Source organism: Burkholderia sp. L27(2015), from assembly GCF_009765705.1.
In the GTDB taxonomy this organism is placed as follows: domain Bacteria; phylum Pseudomonadota; class Gammaproteobacteria; order Burkholderiales; family Burkholderiaceae; genus LMUX01.
In genome coordinates this window covers 1,138,906-1,153,501 of record NZ_LMUX01000021.1, presented here as the reverse complement: position 1 = coordinate 1,153,501, position 14,596 = coordinate 1,138,906, and the positions used below count along the sequence as shown (strand labels likewise).

Below are 14,596 nucleotides of genomic sequence, written 5' to 3'. Positions count from 1 at the left end.
TGACTGTCAAGGCTGCAACAAAGTGGCGAAGAGCGAATTCATGCGCTGCTGCACAAAATTCGGATCCACCGCAATAAGGTAATTTCTCACACCAAAAATACGCCGGACGTAGGAATCGGCTTGGCGGTCCAGCGCCACGCAAAAGCAACGGATGCCTTTGCGTCGGGCTTGCTGGACCGCCAGGCGTGCGTCTTCGACCAGATATGCATCGCGCGTCACGTCGATATCGTGAGGCGCACCATCGGTCACCATCAGGATCACGCGCGTGGCATCTGCGTTTGCGGCCGCTTTTGCGTCCGACTCGGCCTCGATCAGGGCACTCGCATGCCGCAGCGCCGCGCCAAAGCGCGTCGACCAAGCACTGGTGGCCGCCATCAAGCGTTGACGTTGCGCGTGACCGAACGACATGCCGAAATCGAGGTAGCGTTCGTAGTGCACTTGTTTGCGCGTATTCGAGGCAAAGCCATGCACTGCGATTCGATGGCCGCTCTGTTGCGCCAGCTCGACCGCTCGCAGCGCCAGGGCTTTTTCGCTATCGAGTACGGTGACCGCCTGCCCCGCCGACGGTTGTGCAGTGGACGCGGAAACATCGAGCAGCAGCAATAGCGACGCCGTGCGCAGACGTGTGCCGGGACGCTCGAAAACGCGATCGTCAAGATAGCCGCCATGGTGACGGCCAGCCAGCGAATCGATCAATGCATCGAGATCGAAGCGCTCGCCCTGGGCTTGACGGCGCAGCCGTATCGACCGGTTGAGTTCACGCTCGCCCGTGCGCGCCAACCGAGAGCCGCTCGCGGGTTGCGTTTGCAGGCCGGCCACGCGATCGGTGGGTGCGGCCTTCTCTAGCAAGGTGCACCAATCGGGCCGCAAGGTTTCGGTGCGCTCATCCCACTCCGGATAGCTCACGCTGCGCTGTGCGGCCCACAGTGGCATCTCCGCGGCGGTCACGGTTTCCGTTATTTCGGTAGCGGGCGCAGTGTCCATGCGATCAGGCTCGTTCGCGTGTGCACCACCCGCCTGCGTTTGCAAAGCAACCGACTGCTGAAGTGCCGCGTGATCCGCGCCATCGCCACCGTAGTCCCACAAGTAACTATGGTCGTCGCGGTATGCCGGTTCCGCCGCATAGGCGGCCAGATCGAATTGCACCCGCATCTGGCCCAGATCGTTGGCAAGCATGGCCGCAATGCTGCGAAATGCCGCTGGATCGTGCAAATTCACGCGCTGCATATCGAATAAGCGGCGCGCCTTATCGACCCAGAAGCTGTCGTCCCGGTAAAGAGGATCGGCCAGTGCGCGGCTCATGCGCGCGAGCAGCGTCGCGCATCCGAGTCCATCGGCGGGTGTCGCCGTATGCAGCCTGCGCCACAAGGTCCACAAGCCCGGATAACGCAAGCCTAGCAAAGTCTCGACACGCGCGTCCTCGAGCAGTGAGATAACCGTGAGCGCAAGCGGCTTGAGCGACCCCGCCGTCTGGGCGGCGGGCGAATATAACAGGTGCGCGGCAGCATGGGCAGCGGCAGCACGCTGAAGGCAAGCACGATCGGCGGCATTGGTTGCCGCCTGGGTTGCTACGTCAGTTGCTACGTTGGTCTGCGCGTCGGTCGCCGCATCGGTCTCCGTGTAAGCCGCCGTGTACTCGTCGGGCAGCGCCAGCATTGCACGCGCCACGACCGGCCGTGCCGGCGGTCGGTCCAATGGCCCTCGAGGGCGCGTCTCGACTTCAACGCTCAAACCGCTCATGCCTAACAGATAGGCTTGCAATACCGCTCGTGCTCGGGCGTGAGCTTGTCCGTCAGCACTCGACAAATTGCCCGGCGCATGCGCTGTCATCGACGGCATGGGCTAGGCGAAATGGGCTTCGACAAAACCGTCGAGCGCTTCGAGCATGTCCGGATCATCGGTCAGCGGGCGGCTCAACGCCACCCGACAGGCAAGCTGTACCGGCTGGCCATCTACAATCAGCCGCGCCGCATAGATCAGCATCCGGGTCGAAATGCCTTCGTCCAACCCCCGGCCGCGCAAGGCCCGCGAGCGCGCCGCCACGCCCACCAGTTGCTCACACAGCGCGAGCGCCGCCCCGCTTTCGTGGGCGACGATGCGCGCTTCCTGCTGCGGTGGCGGATAGTCGAAATCGAGCGCACAAAAGCGCTGCTTGGTCGATTGCTTCAGATCCTTCGCCGCGCTCTGGTAGCCGGGGTTATAGGACACCACGAGCTGAAAATCCGGATGCGCCTTGATGGTTTCGCCCTTCTTGTCGAGTGGCAGCAAGCGCCGCGAGTCGGTGAGCGGATGTATCACGACGATCGAATCCTGGCGCGTTTCGACCACCTCGTCGAGGTAGCAAATCGCGCCGTGCCTTACCGCCAACGTCAGCGGGCCGTCCTGCCAAAAGGTGCCCTCGGGGCCGAGCAGGAAACGCCCGACCAGATCAGCCGCCGTCATATCCTCGTTGCAGGCGAGCGTGATCAATGGGCGCTTCAGCCGCCACGCCATGTGCTCGATGAAGCGCGTCTTGCCGCAGCCGGTCGGGCCTTTGAGCATCAACGGCAAGCGCAAGCGATAGGCGGACTCGTACACCTCGATCTCGGTGTCCACCGGCTGGTAGTAAGGCTCTTCTGTTAGAAGATAAGGCTGGATAGGCATGTTCGTTCCTAACGATGGTCGGCTTCCTGATTGGGAATCCCATCGATGGGACACTCAGGCGTGCCGACCGTGGTGCGCGTAAACGACTCCACCATCTTGCGCGTGCCCTCGGGGTCGTTGATCCACTTCGCGTAGAAGTTGTACGGGCAAGCTGCCACGCCTTTCACATCGTCGCCGGAATTGATGGTGCCCGTGTAGCCGCGGTGCAGCAACTTAAACAGATGGTTTTGCGATTGCATATTCTTGCGCGCGTCGCGAATCAGGCTGACCGACAATTCGGCGTACTGAATGCCCATCTCTTCCTCACCGCATTCGCCCAACGTACGGCCATCGAACCCGACAATGGCCGAATGGCCGAAATAGGAATACACGCCGTCGAACCCGGTCGCATTGGCAACGGCCACATACACATTGTTCATCCAAGCCATGGTCTTGGCGACCATCACTTGCTGCTCCTTGGCCGGGTACATATAGCCCTGGCAGCGCACGATCAACTCGGCGCCCTGCATCGCGCAATCGCGCCAGATTTCCGGGAAGTTGCCGTCGTCGCAGATGATCAGGCTGATTTTCATGCCCTTGGGACCATCGGACACATAGGTGCAATCGCCAGGATACCAACCCTCGATCGGCACCCACGGCATGATTTTTCGATATTTCTGAACGATCTCGCCCTGGTTGTTCATCAGGATCAGCGTGTTGTACGGCGCCTTGTTCGGATGCTCTTCATGGCGTTCGCCCGTGAGCGAAAAAATGCCCCAGACATTGGCTTTGCGGCAAGCGGCGGCAAAAATCTCGGTCTCTTCGCCGGGAATCGTGGCGGCGGTTTCGTACATCTCCTTGGCGTCGTACATGATGCCGTGGGTCGAATACTCGGGGAATACCACGAGATCCATGCCCGGCAAACCGCGCTTCATGCCGATCAGCATCTCGCCGATCTTGCGCGCGTTGGCTAGCACTTCGGCCTTGGTATGCAAACTGGGCATTTTGTAGTTAACCACCGCTACGCCCAAACAATCGTTGCTGCTCGATATATCTCCGTGTCGCATTCGAAATCTCCCGGGCCAGGCGGCCCATGATGGTGGTCGTGGATCAGTACGGAAAAACAAAAAAAGCCCGCGGCCGATCGAGTCGGCCGCGGGCTTTTTTGCCTGATTTCTCGCTGGCGTCATTGGCAGCGGAAATCGAATTAAATTGTTTTTACGTAAGGGTATTTACCTGCGCCTAAATTCCGATGTCAAGCCGCCAATAACGCAGACATAATTTGTAATAAGGGACGGGTAAGGGATATACCCAGTGCGATATCGCTCCATATGTAGTGTTATCTCTTATTGAAATACAGATCACCTAGGTCTATTGTGCGTACGAGGTCATAAACGAGGCACATATATGCTTAAAACTTCATATATGTGCAGCAACCAGCTCATGCCTTGAGCACCTAAGATAGACCCCGACGCGCGTAGGTTTCTAGATCGTTTTTTCGCGTATGGCAGTGAGATGAATTTAAACAAGATCGCGTGGCCGATAGACCGAGTAAACGTAAGTGCACGTAAATGCAGGTAGGTCGTAATCGTTAATTGGCAATGACAATTGAATACGCCCACTGCTGTACGGGTACCGTTCACGCGGTGGCGTTTTGACATAAGACGGATGAAGGAGATGATATGAGCAGTGTCAGTGACTACAAAAACGGCCGGGGGGAATCCAAGCCGTCCTTCTTTTCAAAGGAGGCCACGATTGCGCAACCTGGCTTCAGCCGCTGGATGGTCCCGCCTGCAGCGCTGGCCGTGCATTTGTGTATTGGCCAAGCGTACGCTTTCTCCGTATTCAACGGCCCGCTGACCAAAATCGTCGGCATCACCCAGTCCGGTCCCCAAGACTGGGCGTTGACTTCACTGGGCTGGATCTTCTCGCTTGCGATCGTTTGCCTGGGCCTGTCGGCGGCGTTCGCCGGCCGATGGCTCGAAAAGGTCGGACCGCGCCGCACGATGTTCACGGCGGCCTGCTGTTTCGGCGCGGGCTTTATGGTGTCAGCGGTAGGGGTATGGCTGCACCAGATTGTCCTGCTTTATCTCGGCTACGGTTTGCTGGGCGGTATCGGCTTGGGGCTCGGCTATGTCTCGCCGGTGTCGACGCTGATCCGCTGGTTTCCGGACCGGCGCGGCATGGCAACCGGCATGGCGATCATGGGCTTCGGTGGCGGTGCGATGATCGCCGCACCGCTGTCGGTGGCGCTGATGAATCACTTCAAGAGTGCCACTTCGGTCGGCGTAGCCGAAACCTTCGTCGTGATGGGCGTGCTGTACTTCATCTCGATGACGATAGGCTCGCTGGCAATCCGGATCCCACCCGCGGACTGGAAACCGGCCGGTTGGACCGCGCCGGTAGCGCAAGGCAAACTAATTTCGCGTAACCACGTTCATATCGACGAAGCGCTGAAGACGCCGCAGTTTTACCTGATTTGGGCTGTGCTGTTTTTCAACGTGACGGCTGGCATCGGCATCTTGAGCCAGGCCTCGGTCATGATTCAAGAGAGTTTCAAGGAAAGCATCACGGCGGGCGCCGCGGCGGGCTTTGTCGGCTTGCTTTCCTTGTTCAACATGGGCGGACGCTTTATCTGGGCCTCGGCCTCGGATGCGTTGGGTCGCAAGAACACCTACTTCGTGTTCTTCTTGCTCGGTGCAGTGTTGTACTACCTGGTGCCGAGCTTTGCAGCCGCCGGCAATGTCGCTTTGTTCGTGGCAGCCTACGCCGTGATTCTGTCGATGTACGGCGGCGGTTTCGCAACGGTGCCCGCCTATCTGGCTGACATTTTCGGCACCGCTTTCGTCGGCGGAATCCATGGCCGCTTGCTGACGGCCTGGGCTGCGGCGGGCGTAGCCGGTCCGGTGTTGATCAACTATATTCGCGCCTATGAGGTCGGGCACGGTGTGGCTAACGCCGATGCCTACACGATCACTTTGCGCATCATGGTGGTGCTGTTGTTACTGGGCGCGGTATGCAACTTCCTGGTGAAACAGGTCAATGCGAAACATCACATGAAAGAAACCGCGACAGCGTAAGGAGACTGGACATGATCGAAGGACATCCGACTAACAAGCCCGTGATGCTGGTTTTCTGGGCGTATGTATTGATTCCGCTTGCGTGGGGCGTGTACAACACGCTGATTCAAGCTGCCAAGTTGTTTAGCTGATAGTCGTGACGAGCTTAGCCAACTAAGTTGCCTGACTGAAGTGCGCTGACGAAGTGTCCTGCCGAGGTTTCCTCTATCAGGGCACCCCTGTCACCGCAAGTTGCACCAGCGACCTTGGTCTAACGACCCTGGTCGCTTTGTCTTTTCTTTTCATGCGCGAGTCGGGCTCCATGCGTGTTGGCATTGCAGCATGGGGCCGAATCGTTTACCTTATTGCTGATTTCTCGCGGCGCGCGAACCCCGCCTGCGCCTGTCACTCTTGCATAAGGCAATGACCGACTCCTCCCTTCCTGCAGCTACGCCGATCGAAACAGCCCACGCACCCGCCTCGCCGTCCGCTTCCACCGACTTTCCAATAGGACAGCCACTGCCGTTCGCATTGGTCGAACCTGACGGCAAACCGCTACTGCCCGCAGGCATGGTCTTGCCCGATGCTGCATCGCGCGATTTCTTGCTCGCGCACTTCAAGGTATGCGCTGCACCGGAAGTCTTGACGAACGCTGGCGAGCCCGCGCCGTCGACTTCACCCGAGGTGACGAGCAAGCCGTCGCTTTCGCTCGCCGATATGAACATAAAGATCGGTACTAGCCTGCGCATCCGTACCCCCTCGCAGTCGGGATACGGAGTCGTGCTCAGTTACGTGATCGGCGTCGCGCCCAATCAATCGCTATTCGTGACACGGCCGCTGAAGCAGAATCAGGACGTCCAGTTGATGTTCGGTGAGCGGCTCGAAATCTTTCATATGGAACAGCGCTCGGTGTTCGATTTCGTTTGCACGGTCACCACCGTGTGCAAGACACCGTTTGATTTTCTGGTTTTATCACCGCCGGCTCAGATTCGCCGTTTGCGTAATCGCAATGCACCGCGTATGGAATTGACGCGACCGGTGTTGTACCGGACCGCTGAGACAGACCAGCCGATGACGCCGGCATCGTGCACCGGCATCGGTGCGATGCTCGACTTGAGCGCGCGAGGCCTGTCAATGCTGACGCACGGCGTGCTTGGCGAAGTGGGGACTTGCATACGCGTGGCCTTCCAGTTGTGGGCGGAAGGTGAGCTTCTCGATGTCGACGTTCCGGCAACCGTGCGCAACATGCGCCCTCAGCGGCGCACGGCCACGGGTGGCGACGGCGAAATGATCTATGGGCTCGAGTTCGAAGCGCTCGATCATCACGCGCAGCTGGTGCTGCGTTGTCTTGCGCTCGAGCAGTCTTCGACGTAGCGTCGTCGAGTCAGCACAAGCTGCAATTGCCGCCTTTGCACACATGCAAGACGCTGGAACGCCCTGCCTTGGCACGTGTTCCGGGGCCGGACGCGCCCGCGCCGGTCAGTTGTTCGGCTTGGCTGCTCGGTCTCCAGCGTTCGGTCACGCTGACCTGAATATTGCGCGCCGTGATCATCGGCTCCGGCGCGATGCTTTGCTCGCAATAGGGGCACTCGACGGGCTGCTCACGTTTTGACACGGCAATCAGTTTTTCAAAAATACCTTCGCACGAAGGGCAACGCATATCGTAAAGCGGCATGACGGATACTCCGGCGGATCACTGAGAAACGCGCTAAATAACTTACTAAAAAGCACGCTTACGAAAGCTGATCGTAAGCTGACTCGCTAAGCTTGCCGACTGAGCCTGCTTCAAAAACCGGCCCGGCCACATTCGATGTGCCGGGCCTGCCTAGCGCACGGTTTGCGCAATTTGCGCGCGCCACGCCTCCTGTGCCTGTCAGTCCTTGTGCCCCCAGAACTGCCGATCCGCAACCATGCCGGTCGGGACGATGCTCTTCTCGAAGATCGCCAGCGGCAACGACACGGTCGCCGAACAGTTGGGGATATCGACGATGCCGCCAATGCGCCCTTCCACCGGCGCGGCCGTAAGCAGCATATAAGCCTGCGGTCCGGTAAAGCCGTGGTGCGTCAAGTAATCGATGGCCTTGAGGCAGGCCTGGCGATAGGCGACGGTGGCATCCATGTAATAGTTCTTGCCGTTTTCGACGCTGATCCCTTCGAAGGTCAACCATTGGTCGTAGTGCGGCTTGACCGGACTGGGCATGAAAATCGGCGCGCTCAGGTTGTACTTCGCCATGCCGCCTTTGATCAGGTCGAAGCCGACATGCGTGGCGCCGTCCATTTCGATTGCGCCGCAGAAACTGATCTCGCCATCGCCTTGCGAAAAGTGCAAGTCGCCCATCGAGAAGCCGGCGCCCTTGACGTACACGGGAAAGAAAATCCGGGTGCCGCTCGACAAGTCCTTGATGTCGGTATTGCCGCCATGCTCGCGCGGCGGTACCGTGCGAGCCGCTTCCTTCGCCATGCGATCGAACGCCGCACCGCTCACGCCACGCAGCACCGCTGTCGACGGATCGGGTGGTTTGGCCAGGCCCAGCGCAGCCAGCGGCGCTTCACGGCGATTCCACTCAGCAAGCAATTCGTGCGACGGCAAACAACCCATGAGGCCGGGGTGCGTCAGTCCCGCGATACGCACGCCCGGGATATGTCGCGAAGTCGCATATAGGCCTTTGAGATCCCAGATCGCCTTGGCCGGATCGGGGAAATAGTCACCCAGGAAACCGCCGCCATTGCTTTTGGCGAACACGCCCGAAAAGCCCACCGGGGTAATCGGCTTGATGTCGAGCAAATCGATCACCAGCAAGTCGCCGGGCTCGGCGCCTTCGACATAGAACGGACCGGTGAGCGGATGGGCGCGCGTCAGGTCGATGTCGCGAACGTCATCGGTACCGTCGTCATCCTTGATCTGCGCATCGAGAAAATCGAGCGACTCGATGATGATTTCTTCGCCCGGCTTGACCTTCGAAAGAAAAGGAATATCGGGGTGCCAGCGGTTATGGCCCAGCTCCGCTTGTTCGGCGAGCGGTACGCCGGGCTTGATCGTGAAATGTTGCATGCATTATCTCCGTGGTAACGGGTTAAGGTCGCGCTCGGTGGGTCGCGCTTAGGTGGCGGCTTAGGTGGCGGCTCAGGTCGCCGGATAGGCGCAGGCGATGCAACCCGCCTGATACCCACCGTTGACGGTCTCATCCTTGATCTGGGTACAGACCTGGGCAGTCCATTCCGCTTTTTCCAGTACGCTGCCGTCGGGCAGCGTGCCCCCACGCGCATCGAACTTCAGCAGGCACACCGGGCAGGTTTGTACCGACGAGGTGGAACGGCCTTTGTGCTTGTCGGTAAAGCCGTCGTTGCCAAAGCGGTTGTAGTGCATATAGCCAAGCATCGTGCTGATCTCCTTTTTAATAAGCCGCGAGGTGATGGGGTTCGCTGTGCAGGTGCATCAAACCGACACGCATCAAACCGACAAGTAACTACTGACCTTCGCGATATCGAGTTCATCGCGTCGATTCTCATGGACGAACCGGCCTTTCTCGATCACCACCAAACGGTCGGCAATTTCCATCGTGAAGCTCAACACCTGTTCGGAGACGATGATGGTCAGTTGCTTGAGCGTGCGAATTTCCTTCAGCGATCGCGCGATGTCCTTGATGATCGACGGCTGGATCCCTTCGGTCGGCTCGTCGAGCAGCAGCACTTTGGGATTGGTGACGAGCGCGCGCGCAATCGCCAGTTGCTGTTGCTGCCCACCGGACAAATTTCCCCCGCGCCGATCGCGCATGTCGTAGAGCACCGGGAACAATTCGAATACCTCGGACGGCACTTTGCCGTTTGCCGATTTAGGTAGGCCCGTCTTGATATTTTCCAGAACGGTGAGCGTCGAAAAAATCATGCGGCCTTGCGGCACATAGGCGATGCCCTTCGCCACGCGTTCGAACGGCTGCATCTGGGCGACATCGACGCCGGCAATCTCGACCTTGCCGGCACGGCACGGCAAAATCCCCATCAACGATTTGAAGAAGGTGGTCTTACCCATGCCGTTGCGGCCCATCACCGCGACGATTTCGCCGGTGGCGGCGCTCAGGTCGATCTGGTGTATCACTTCGCTCTGGCCGTAGCCCGATACCAGTCCGCTGACTTTGAACATAAGCTGCTCCTTTACTGCGTTTCAATGCCCGAGATACACTTCGATGACCTTGGGGTTGGCCTGCACCGACTCCATGCTGCCCTCGGCCAACACCTTGCCCTGATGCAGCACCGTGACGCGATGGGCGATGTTCTTGACGAACTCCATGTCGTGTTCGATCACCACCACCGAGCGATTCTTTGCGACCCGCGCCAGCAGCTCGGCCGTTTTTTCGCGCTCCGATACGCTCATGCCTGCGACCGGCTCGTCGAGCAGCATCAACTCGGGATCCTGCATCAACAACATGCCGATTTCGAGCCACTGCTTTTGCCCGTGGCTGAGCAATTCGGCGGTCTGATGCAGGGTGTCCGACAGGAACACTTCCTCGGCGATCTCGCGCACGCGCTCGTCGACATCGGCGGTGCGCTTGAATGCAATCGCGCCAAACACGCTGCGGCCCCGCGGAAACGAAACCTCGAGGTTTTCGTAAGTGGTCAGGTTTTCATAGATCGAAGGCGTCTGGAATTTGCGGCCGATGCCGGCGCGCACGATCATGTGCTCGCTCATCTTGGTCAGCTCCAGGCCCTTGAACTTGATGCTGCCGCCGGTCGCGCGCGTCTTGCCGCTGATCAGGTCGAGCACGGTGGTTTTGCCGGCGCCGTTCGGGCCGATCACCACGCGTACCTCGTTACGGTCCACATACAGGTTCAGGCCGTCGACTGCCTTGAAACCATCGAATGAAACCGTCAGGTCCTCGACCGATAAAACAAAATCTTCTTGAGCCATGATGTCCTCTGGGTTTCTTGGGGCTTAAATCTCGCCAGCCGATTCAAGCTTTCGGGTCGGACGTCGGAGTGCTCAACAACGCACGGCGGCGCAGATAACCGGCGAGCGGCAACCGGGCCAGCAGCTTCTTGCCGTGCGTCTCGTAGATACCGGCCAAGCCGTTCGGGAAGAACATCACCACGCCGATAAAGAGCGCGCCCATCAGGAACAGCCACACTTGCGGGAACGATTCCGAAAAATACGATTTACCGAAGTTCACCAGCAGCGTGCCGTACACCGCGCCGAATAGCGACATGCGTCCGCCCACCGCACAGAAAATCACCATTTCGATCGACGGCACGATACCGACGAAGGACGGCGACATGAAGCCGACCTGCAGCGTGAACATCGCGCCGCCTATCGCCGAGAACATCGCGGCGATGCAGAACACGAAAATCTTCACCGCGGCCACGTCGTATCCGGAAAAGCGCACGCGTTCCTCTTTATCGCGCATGGCCACCAGCAATTTGCCTAGCTTGCTGGAGAGCAGGAACTTGCCGAATGCAATGCACAAGAGCAAAAGACCCGCGTTGACGAAGTAGAGAATGTAGTGAGCCGAGTCGGTGCGGATATCCCAGCCGAGCATGGTGCGCAAATCGGTAATGCCGTTCACGCCACCGGTAAGCCCTTGCTGCCCGATGATCAGGACCGACAGGATCGCGGCAATCGCCTGCGTCACGATCGCGAAATACACATCGCCCACGCGTCGCTTGAACATCGCCACGCCGATGATAAATGCCAGCAAGGTCGGTATCAGCAGCACCGCCAGTATGGCGATCCAGAAGTGCCGGAACGGCTCCCACATCAACGGCAATTGGGTAATCTGATTCCAGTCCATGAAGTCCGGAATGCCCGGCGTGGACTGGATCTTGGTACTGATCGGATCCGACGATTCGAGCTTGAGAAACATCGCCATGCAGTAGCCGCCCAGGCCGAAGAACACCCCCTGCCCCAGGCTGAGGATGCCGCCATAACCCCAGCACAGCGTCAGCCCGATTGCCACGAAAGCGTAGGTCAAATACTTGCCCATCAGGTTCAGGCGGAAGATGTCCAGCGTCAACGGCAGTATCACCAGTATCAGCAGGGCCAGCCAGAAGAAGCCCCACAGACCGGAGCGGCCGCCTAGCCATTTAAAAGATCCCGAATTCATCGCGTTCTCCAGCAATCAAACTATTAGCGTCGCACTTTGTTTGCGAACAGGCCTTGCGGACGTAGCATCAAGATGATGATCACGGCTGACAGCGTCAGCACTTTCGCCATCGAGCCGGACAGGAAGAACTCCGTGGTCGATTGGGTTTGTGCGATCGTGAATGCCGATGCAATCGTGCCGAACAAGCTTTGCGCGCCGCCGAATACCACGGTCAGGAATGTATCGACGATATAGAGCGAGCCGCTGGTCGGGCCGGTCGAGCCGATCGTGGTAAACGCCGCGCCGGCGATACCCGCAATGCCGCAACCCAGTGCAAAGGTCAGGCGGTCGACCTTGGCGGTATTGATACCGACCGCGCCGGCCATCACGCGGTTCTGCGTCGTGGCCCGTACTTTCACGCCCCACTGCGATTTGTATAGAAACAGCAGCAATACGCTGGTCAGTATCAGTGTCACCACCATCACCATCAGGCCGTTGATCGGAATGTCCAAGCCCTGCGCGGGCGTGAGCGAACCCATCAGCCATTGCGGCAACTCAGGGCTGACTTCTTCGGAGCCGAACACCGAGCGGAAGGTTTGCTGCATCATCAGCGACAAACCCCAGGTGGCCAGCAGCGTATCGAGTGGGCGCCTGTACAAGTGCCGAATCAACAGCCACTCGACCAGGTATCCGACCGCGAACGCGATCGCAAACGAGACGAAGATTGCCAAGAAGAAATAAAGCGGTAGCAGCGCCGGTGCATATTTCTGGGTCAGCACCGACAACATATAGGTGGTGTAGGCGCCGATCGTCAGGAACTCGCCGTGCGCCATATTGATCACGCCCATCTGACCGAAGATGATGGCCAGACCGAGTGCCATCAGCAGTAAAACGCTGAATACCGAGAGGCCGTTGAAGCCCTGCATGGCGACGATTGCGCCGAATTGCGAGATCCATGCCATGGTTAATCCCCTGCTGCGCGACCGGCTCGAGAGCCGGTCGCTTTAAACGTCGAATGGTGCCGAATGGTGCAACTAAACTGCATGCTTTCAGGATCCCGCCGGGGCCGGCCCGCAAGCCGCTCGCGCTATGCGTGCGGCCGCGGGCCGGCCCGCCTGTGAGTTTTACTGATAGCCCTTCGGGAACGGATTGGGTTCGATCAGATCCGACTTGTAGACCACCTTGAACTGACCGTCGCGCTGGCCCTGCCCGATCAACGTGTTGCTCCACAAGTGGTGGTTCGGGTGGATCTTCACGTAGCCTTCCGGCGCGTCCTTGAACTCGATGCCCGGCGATGCGGCCACGATCTTGTCGACATCGAAACTACCGGCCTTTTCAACGCCGAACTTCCACAGCCACGGTCCGAGATAAGCGGCCTGGGTCACGTCGCCGATCACCGCGTCGTTGCCGTACTTGGCTTTAAACGCCGCAACAAACTTCAGGTTGGCGGGGTTGTCCAGGCTCTGGAAATACTTCATGCACGAGTAGAAGCCTTCGAAGTTTTCGCCGCCTATGCCCAGCAGTTCGTCTTCCGTGGTCGAGATCGTCAACAGCAATTGCTTGTCGCCCGTAACGCCGGCGGCCTTCAGTTGCTTGTAGAACGCCACGTTACTGCCGCCCACCACGTCCGAGAAAATCACGTCCGGCTTCTTCAGCTTGATCTTGTTGATCAACGAACCGAACTGGGTGTTGCCCAGCGGGTAGTACTCTTCGCCCACCACTTCGCCATGCAGCACGTTTTCGATGTGCTTGCGGGCGATCTTGTTGGAGGTACGCGGCCAAATGTAGTCGGAGCCGACCAGGTAGAAGGTTTTGGCCTTCTTTTCCTTGGCGAACCAGTTCAGGCTGGCGAGCACTTGCTGCGTCGCTTCCTGGCCGGTGTAGAACACATTCTTCGATTGTTCCAGGCCTTCATAGAAGGTCGGGTAGTAGAGCAAGCCATTGTCTTTTTCGAACACCGGCAACACCGCTTTACGCGAAGCGGACGTCCAGCAACCGAACACCGTGGCGACGTGATCGTTCTCGAGCAGCTTCTTGGCTTTTTCCGCGAAGGTCGGCCAGTCGCTGGCGCCGTCTTCCTGGATCACTTTGATCTGACGACCCAAAATGCCGCCCGAGGCATTGATCTGGTCGATCGCGAGACGCTCAGCCCGGATCGAACCGGTTTCGCTGATGGCCATCGTGCCGGTCGCCGAGTGCAGTTGACCAACCGTCACCGTGGTATCGGTTACCGCCAGGCCCGTCGTGTTGACTTGCGATGTCGGCGGAGCCGCCGCGAACGACGGCTTGGCCATCATCGCGAACGGCAAGGAGGCCAGTCCGATTGCAACCTTGCGGCGTGCCGGCGAGGAAAGTTCGGCGTCGACCGATGACTCGGGAGATAGGTCGTCGCTCTTGTCGTCGAAGCGTTGTGTCATGTTCTAAGGTCCTTTTCTGCGGAGGTTTTAGATCTGCCTGGTGCAGGGGGTAAATGAGTAACGATCAGCGGCCAGGGGTTAATCAAAATACGCGCTAAGCTCGAGCGTTGAGTCTGTAAGCACTGACATCGCGACGCGGCTTGTAGTTGAACGGCAGGTGCAGAGTAGGTATCCGAAATACGCATCGAAATACGTCATTTAGCGTAGTTGCGCACTGCAACATCGCCGCACGGGCGCTATCGTCTTGTTGCAACTGGCATTGGGGGAATGTCGCGGACCGTGGCTGCACGGGCGAGTTCGCCGGTCTACGTCAATTGACGTATCGGCGGCTGCCCGGGGCGATACGGTATCCTTTCCGACGCCCATAAGGTCGCCGTAAATCCGGCCCGGCTCCTCATCGCCCGCCTGCGCGGTTGCGGTGCAC

Annotated in this window: 14 protein-coding genes; 3 read left to right on the top strand and 11 right to left on the bottom strand. The window is 59.0% G+C overall.

Annotated features, from left to right (window positions below; all coding sequences use genetic code 11):
- Positions 1-6 precede the first annotated feature (6 nt).
- From GSQ77_RS23570 to GSQ77_RS23560, 3 genes are read right to left on the bottom strand one after another with little or no spacing between them, the layout of a single operon-like run.
- Positions 7-1,839, bottom strand: coding sequence for a nitric oxide reductase activation protein NorD (locus tag GSQ77_RS23570; RefSeq protein ID WP_158905335.1), 1,833 nt, complete (start codon positions 1,837-1,839; stop codon positions 7-9).
- A 3-nt stretch (positions 1,840-1,842) separates the two neighbouring features.
- Positions 1,843-2,643: a CbbQ/NirQ/NorQ/GpvN family protein gene (locus GSQ77_RS23565; RefSeq protein WP_158905333.1), complete on the bottom strand. Its 801-nt coding sequence runs from the start codon at positions 2,641-2,643 to the stop codon at positions 1,843-1,845.
- 8 nt (positions 2,644-2,651) lie between these two features.
- Positions 2,652-3,689 carry an aliphatic amidase gene (locus tag GSQ77_RS23560; protein WP_158905331.1) on the bottom strand — a complete coding sequence of 346 codons (1,038 nt, stop codon included), beginning with the start codon at positions 3,687-3,689 and terminating at the stop codon, positions 2,652-2,654.
- Between the two features lie 615 nt (positions 3,690-4,304).
- Here GSQ77_RS23560 and GSQ77_RS23555 point away from each other — a divergent pair.
- From GSQ77_RS23555 to GSQ77_RS23545, 3 genes are all read left to right on the top strand, one after another.
- Complete coding sequence (locus tag GSQ77_RS23555; RefSeq protein ID WP_158905329.1) at positions 4,305-5,702, top strand: OFA family MFS transporter; 1,398 nt, start codon at positions 4,305-4,307, stop codon at positions 5,700-5,702.
- 11 nt (positions 5,703-5,713) lie between these two features.
- The gene (locus tag GSQ77_RS23550) at positions 5,714-5,833 is read left to right on the top strand and encodes an oxalate:formate antiporter (RefSeq protein ID WP_158905327.1); all 120 of its coding nucleotides are present in this window, start codon (positions 5,714-5,716) and stop codon (positions 5,831-5,833) included.
- Between the two features lie 271 nt (positions 5,834-6,104).
- A complete protein-coding gene (locus tag GSQ77_RS23545; protein ID WP_158905325.1) occupies positions 6,105-7,055 on the top strand; it encodes a flagellar brake protein in 951 nt (316 codons plus the stop codon).
- 10 nt (positions 7,056-7,065) lie between these two features.
- On the opposite strand, the gene GSQ77_RS23540 is transcribed toward GSQ77_RS23545, so the two are convergent.
- The 8 genes from GSQ77_RS23540 to urtA all read right to left on the bottom strand — a co-directional run bounded on the left by GSQ77_RS23540 (position 7,066) and on the right by urtA (position 14,172).
- Positions 7,066-7,356 (bottom strand): FmdB family zinc ribbon protein, encoded by a 291-nt coding sequence (locus GSQ77_RS23540; RefSeq protein ID WP_158905323.1) that lies wholly within the window; start codon positions 7,354-7,356, stop codon positions 7,066-7,068.
- A gap of 198 nt (positions 7,357-7,554) precedes the next feature.
- The gene (fmdA, locus tag GSQ77_RS23535) at positions 7,555-8,733 is read right to left on the bottom strand and encodes a formamidase (protein WP_158905322.1); all 1,179 of its coding nucleotides are present in this window, start codon (positions 8,731-8,733) and stop codon (positions 7,555-7,557) included.
- 72 nt (positions 8,734-8,805) lie between these two features.
- Positions 8,806-9,060 carry a hypothetical protein gene (locus GSQ77_RS23530; RefSeq protein WP_158905320.1) on the bottom strand — a complete coding sequence of 85 codons (255 nt, stop codon included), beginning with the start codon at positions 9,058-9,060 and terminating at the stop codon, positions 8,806-8,808.
- A 72-nt stretch (positions 9,061-9,132) separates the two neighbouring features.
- Positions 9,133-9,822, bottom strand: coding sequence for an urea ABC transporter ATP-binding subunit UrtE (gene urtE / locus GSQ77_RS23525; RefSeq protein WP_158905318.1), 690 nt, complete (start codon positions 9,820-9,822; stop codon positions 9,133-9,135).
- Positions 9,823-9,843: 21 nt separating this feature from the next.
- Positions 9,844-10,587: an urea ABC transporter ATP-binding protein UrtD gene (gene urtD / locus GSQ77_RS23520; RefSeq protein ID WP_158905316.1), complete on the bottom strand. Its 744-nt coding sequence runs from the start codon at positions 10,585-10,587 to the stop codon at positions 9,844-9,846.
- 43 nt (positions 10,588-10,630) lie between these two features.
- Positions 10,631-11,776: an urea ABC transporter permease subunit UrtC gene (urtC, locus tag GSQ77_RS23515; RefSeq protein ID WP_158905314.1), complete on the bottom strand. Its 1,146-nt coding sequence runs from the start codon at positions 11,774-11,776 to the stop codon at positions 10,631-10,633.
- Between the two features lie 23 nt (positions 11,777-11,799).
- Positions 11,800-12,717, bottom strand: a complete 918-nt coding sequence (gene urtB / locus GSQ77_RS23510) for an urea ABC transporter permease subunit UrtB (protein ID WP_158905312.1) — start codon at positions 12,715-12,717, stop codon at positions 11,800-11,802.
- A gap of 162 nt (positions 12,718-12,879) precedes the next feature.
- Positions 12,880-14,172: an urea ABC transporter substrate-binding protein gene (urtA, locus tag GSQ77_RS23505; RefSeq protein WP_216854929.1), complete on the bottom strand. Its 1,293-nt coding sequence runs from the start codon at positions 14,170-14,172 to the stop codon at positions 12,880-12,882.
- Between the last annotated feature and the right edge of the window lie 424 nt (positions 14,173-14,596).